The 5,410-nt window shown below is 63.8% G+C and carries 5 protein-coding genes; 1 reads left to right on the top strand and 4 read right to left on the bottom strand.

Annotation, left to right across the window (positions count from 1 at the left end; all coding sequences use genetic code 11):
* Positions 1 to 2: 2 nt before the first annotated feature.
* A complete protein-coding gene (locus MHA02_RS22495; RefSeq protein ID WP_210245102.1) occupies positions 3 to 158 on the bottom strand; it encodes a hypothetical protein in 156 nt (51 codons plus the stop codon).
* Between the two features lie 32 nt (positions 159 to 190).
* Positions 191 to 541, bottom strand: coding sequence for a hypothetical protein (locus tag MHA02_RS22490; protein WP_210245101.1), 351 nt, complete (start codon positions 539 to 541; stop codon positions 191 to 193).
* A 120-nt stretch (positions 542 to 661) separates the two neighbouring features.
* On the opposite strand from MHA02_RS22490, the gene MHA02_RS21235 reads away from it, so the two are divergent.
* A complete protein-coding gene (locus MHA02_RS21235) occupies positions 662 to 2,329 on the top strand; it encodes an alpha-amylase family protein (RefSeq protein ID WP_147082505.1) in 1,668 nt (555 codons plus the stop codon).
* Between the two features lie 47 nt (positions 2,330 to 2,376).
* Here the strand turns inward: MHA02_RS21235 and MHA02_RS21230 are convergent, their stop codons facing one another.
* The gene (locus MHA02_RS21230; RefSeq protein WP_244612438.1) at positions 2,377 to 5,121 is read right to left on the bottom strand and encodes an EAL domain-containing protein; all 2,745 of its coding nucleotides are present in this window, start codon (positions 5,119 to 5,121) and stop codon (positions 2,377 to 2,379) included.
* 3 nt (positions 5,122 to 5,124) lie between these two features.
* The coding region (locus MHA02_RS21225; RefSeq protein ID WP_176599793.1) for a hypothetical protein at positions 5,125 to 5,410 on the bottom strand (286 nt) is incomplete at its 5' end.

The following is a 5,410-nucleotide window of genomic DNA, read 5'->3' as shown; positions in this document are numbered from 1 at the left end:
AGCTAGCCGACCGAGACCTCTCGCCCCGGCGGGGCAATTTTCACCGCGTTGGCGACGCGGTTCGAGATGGCCTCGAAGATCATGTCGCGGTCGCTGCGTATCGAGTGTGCGCCCGCCGGGATGGCGAGCGTGAGGCGGACGGCCTTGTCCTCCGCCATCGGTTCAAAGAACGCCGCAGTTTCCGCTAGCGTCAGCCCGAGATCGAGCGTGGCGAACCCGGTGCAGCGGCTTCCGCGTTCGATCTCGCCGATCCGCAGGACGGCCGTGACCATGGCTGGGTTCGGTCGATCCAGTCGAGCCCCTGATCGACGGCTTCGCGGAACTCACTGACGCCGCGCGCCTGTTTGCGATTGCGCTCCAGCTGGGCAAGTAGCCGCGTGAGGGGCGTGCACAGGTCGTACGCGATGGCGTCGCCCACGCAGCTTACCTCGCTCATGAGGCGCTCGATCTCGTCGAGAAGCGCATTGACGTCGCGAGCGAGGCGATCGAACGCGTCGTCTGAATCGCCGACCGGAAGCCGCTGTCGACGATCGCCGCGCATCAGGCGCGCGACGGCGTCCGCCGTGATGGCGACGCGCCGCCGTGCGCTGCAGGTCGGAACGGTCTCGTTCGCGAAGCCGTTCGGGCGTAGCGACACGCGGGAGGTCCCATGAAGGCGAGTGTGATCCGGGACCTCTGGTACAAGAACGCGGTGTTCTACTGCCTGTCGGTCGGCACCTTCATGGATGCGGACGGTGACGGCACCGGCGATTTTGCGGGGTTGGAGCGGCGGCTCGATTACCTGCTCGGCCTTGGCGTCACAGCGATCTGGCTTCAGCCGTTTCAGCCCTCGCCGAAGCGCGACCACGGCTACGACATCACCGACTATTACGGCGTCGATCCGGTCTACGGCTCGCTCGGCGACTTCGTCGCCTTCACGCATGCGGCCAAGCAGCGGGGTCTCAAGGTCATCATCGACCTCGTCGTCAATCACACCTCCGACCAGCATCCCTGGTTCCAGGCGGCCCGCTCGGACCCGACGTCGCGCTTCCGCGACTGGTACGTCTGGTCCGACAAGCGGCCCGCGAACTACGACGAGGGCATGGTGTTTCCCGGCGTCCAGACATCGACCTGGACCTACGACGCGACGGCCAAGGCCTGGTACTTCCACCGCTTCTTCGACTTCCAGCCCGATCTCAATACCGCTAACCCAGCCGTCCAGGCCGAGATCCTGAAGATCATGGGCTTCTGGCTCGAACTCGGCGTCTCGGGCTTCCGCATGGATGCCGTGCCCTTCGTCATCGCCGAGAAGGGTCCGGACGTGACAGGAGCGCCCAAGGAGCAGTTCGACATGCTCCGCGACTTCCGGGAATTCCTGCAGTGGCGGAGCGGCGACGCGATCATCCTGGCGGAGGCCAACATCCTCCCGAAGCAGGACATGGACTACTTCGGCGAAGACGCCGACCGCATGCACATGATGTTCAACTTCCAGGTCAACCAAGCGCTGTTCTATGCGCTCGCGGCCTCGGATGTGCGGCCTCTGGTGAAGGCGCTGGAGAAGACCTGGAACCGGCCGCCCTCGGCGCAATGGGCCATATTCCTGCGCAATCACGACGAGCTCGATCTCGGCCGGCTGACCGAGAAACAGCGGCAAACGGTCTTCGAAAAATTCGGGCCGGACAAGGAGATGCAGCTCTACGACCGGGGCATCCGGCGCCGGCTCGCGCCGATGCTCGACGGCGACCAGCGCCGGATCGAACTGGCCTACGCCCTGATGTTCTCGCTGCCCGGGACGCCGGTGCTGCGCTACGGCGACGAGATCGGCATGGGCGACGACCTCTCCATCCCCGAGCGCGACTGCGCCCGAACTCCGATGCAATGGACCGGTGGCGACAAGGGCGGCTTCACCCGCGGCGCGAAGCCGGTGAGCCCGCCGATCAGCGGCGGCGCCTACGGCTACGAGCACGTGAACGTCGCCGCCCAGCGTCACGAGCGCGGCTCGCTGCTCCACTGGATGCAGAGCGTCATCCGCCAGCGCAAGGAGGCACCCGAGATCGGCTGGGGCGACTTCTGCGTCATCGAAACCGGCGAGAACGCCGTGCTCTGTCTGCGCTACGACTGGCGCAACAATTCGGTTCTATGCCTGCACAACCTCGATTCGAAGCCTATCGAAGTGCGGTTCCGGACGGGCGTGAAAGGGGAGGAAGGCACGCTGCTGGTTGATCTTCTCACCGGGGCCAGAACCGAGGCCGGGAAGGATGGGTGCCATTGCGTGCTGATCGAAGGGTACGGCTACCACTGGTACCGCGTCGGCGGTCTCGATGCGTTGCTGCGGCGGAGTGCGAACTGACACGACCCGTCGTGGAAACCGAGTAACACTCGACCGGAACGCGGGTCTTATGCGGCCTGCGATCCGTTGGATACCAAGAAGCTCGCCTCGAAATCGGCCGACGATACAGGTTTGCCGAAGTGGTAACCCTGACCTTGGTCGCATCCGAGATCACGCAGAGCGTACCACGTGTCACGGTCCTCAATGCCTTCGGCAATCACCGACAGGCCGAGCGAATGACCCAACTGAATGGTTGCTTTGACGATTGCCGCATCGTCCGCATCCAGGATGAAATTCTTGACAAAAGTCTGATCGATTTTAATTGTATCAAGTGAAAACTTTTTCAAATACGTTAGGCTTCCATAACCCGTTCCAAAATCATCGAAGGCTATTTTGATGTTTTTGGCCCGAATGGCAGAAAAAACAGCATTCGCCTGCTGGAATTTATCGAGGATAATATCTTCCGTGACCTCAAGCTCAATGAGCTCGGGCGGCACCTGACAGGCGACCAGCAGCCTTTCGACTTCGGCGACGAGATCGCCGACCGAGAACTGGCATTGCGACAGGTTGATGCCGACCCGGACGGAGTGTCCCGCGCGGTGCCAGGCGGCCGTCTGCCGGAATGCCGTCTCCATCACCCAGGCCGACACACCTTCCGCCAGCGAGGTCGTGGCGACGACGGGCATGAACGCGCCGGGCGAGACGTAACCGCGCTGGGGGTGGTGCCAGCGGATCAGTGCTTCGGCACCGATCACCTTGCTCGATCGAAGATCAACCTGCGGTTGGTAGAAGAGCTCGAACTCGTTGCGCGAGAGCGCGCGCCGCAATTCGATTTCCAGAGCTTCCCGAGCTTCGATCGCCTGACGCATCGACGGGGCGAAGCGAACGGGCTCCAAACGTGTCGTTGACCAAGCGGATGCCAGTGCGAGTTGCGCGTTTCCAAGCCACTCTTCCGGATGCTCGGCCGTGATCCCTTCGGCGTACCCAACAGCCATTGCGACGCGATAGCTGCGCGCGCCGACGCTAACCGCGTTCTTATGGAAATCCTCGATGATGCCGCTGCCGAGCATGTCGGCTCGATCCGAGGACGAGAGAATGGCGAATTCGCCATCCGACAGTCGAGCGATGAGATCGGTCGATGCTGCGAGCGTCGTCAACCGTCGCGCAACTTCGACGAGGAGAGCATCGGCAAAGGACGCCCCATGAAGCTGATTGATCTGGTTGAACCGCCTGATGCTCACGAGCAGGAGACCGGTCGAATGTCTCTGGTCTCGCTCGAGTCGGGCGAGAAGGCTATTGCGATTTGATAACCCCGTCAGCACGTCGCATTCGGCCAGGAAGCGGATGCGCTCCTGCTGCTGCTTCCGCAATGAGATGTCGCGGAGGACCGCGCCATACTGGACGCCGCCGGGTGTGTCCCATGCCGACAGTGAACATTCCAGGTCGAAACGATCGCCCGATCGACGGCGGCCCGACAATTCAATTACGTAGCCGCTACTGCGGCGAAGCTTTTCGGCCGAAATCGCGGTGAGATCGAAGCGCTGGTCGCCCGCGAACCCGTCGCTGTCCAGTAGGAAGCCAAAAGGTCGTCCGATCGCGCTTGTTTGGTCGTAGCCGAAGATCTCCGAAGCGGCGGGGTTCCACAGCGTGATCCGTCCCTCGGCGTCGGCGCAAACCAAGCCATCGCTGAGGGACATCGTGATCCGCTGAAATCTTCGTTCGGCAACGAGCCTCAAGATGCCGCGCATGCCGATCTCGTCGATCAAGACGGCGAACAAATAGGCGACGCAGGCCGATAGCAGAAGGGCGGTGTCGAGGACGATCGAACTCTTCGCCTGGAGGATGATGGCCGTCGTCTCGCCGGCGAGTGCGACAGCGGCGAGACCGGCGACGCGGAAACCGGCGCGTGATCGCGTCCAGGCGAGCATCATCAGCAGCATCACCCCCACGACGAGGGCGATCGACACGCGATCCGACGTCGTTTGGAGGGTCCGGTCTTGAATGATCGACTCGGCCGCCAGCGCCAGGACGACCGATCCGGGCAGGATCGTGCCGTTCGGCACGTTCAGGCGGTCACCCAATTCAGCGGCGGTGCCGGCGACGATGACCTTCCGGTCATGCAGGGCCTGGAGCACTTCGGGTCCGCCGCGAAGGACGTCGATGTAGGAGAATCGCGGTATCGACGACGGCGATATGCCGAAGTCGATGCGGAAGGCCTGTCCGCTCTCGTCCTGGCGACCGGCCAGGAGAGCCCCCATCGACGGAACGAATGCGTCGTCGACCCGGTCGCCGGTGGTATAGTGGCGCGCGACGCCGTCCCGGTCGGGACGAATGTCGACCAGAGCCACCCAGGACTCCGCCAGAAATTGGGGAAGCGGGCGGTTCACGTGAAGGCGTGCGCCGTCGGCCTGCGCATCGAAACGTTGCCGGAAGGCGGGCAGGACGACGGAACCTCCCGCCTGCCTGAGCGCGTCGGCGAAGGCGGCGTCGTCGGCGGGGGTGGATGGCGAACTGAAGTCGACGTCGAAGGCGATGTCGGCCACGGCGGCCTTGCCGAGTTGTTTCAACAGGTCGGCGTGGAGCGTGCGGCGCCAGGGCCAGTGGCCGATCGCCTCGATGGATTTCGGGTCGATCTCGACGAGGGCGACCGTTCCGGACGCGGGACGCGTCGCAATCTTGAATCGCGCATCGATGATCGCGTCGCGAAGCTGGACCTGAAGGCCGGTGAGGGCCGTCAGTGCCACAAAGACGGCGACGAGCAGGTGGGGCCGCGCGTGCTGCATCTCAAAGGCCGGAAGCCTGACATAGCGCAAGGCTCAATTCCTTTTGCTGCCGTTGCCATTGCTGCCGGCTCCAGCGCCGCCGCCATTCCCGTTGCCGTTTCCATTGTTGCCCTTCCCGTTGCCGGTGGTGCCGCCGTTCCCGTTGCCATTGCTGCCGGCCCCAGCGCCGCCGCCATTCCCATTGCCGTTTCCGTTGTTGCCGTTCCCGTTGCCGGTGGTGCCGGCGCCCGTGCTGCCGCCATTTCCGTTTCCGTTGCCGTTGTTGCCGTTTCCATTGCCGGAGGTGCCGGCGCCGGTGCTGCCGCCGTTCCCGTTTCCG

The sequence above is a fragment of the Methylobacterium haplocladii genome (assembly GCF_007992175.1).
Taxonomy (GTDB): Bacteria; Pseudomonadota; Alphaproteobacteria; order Rhizobiales; family Beijerinckiaceae; genus Methylobacterium; species Methylobacterium haplocladii.
The sequence above is the reverse complement of the archived record's forward strand: the minus strand, read 5'-3'. Positions and strand labels throughout refer to the sequence as shown.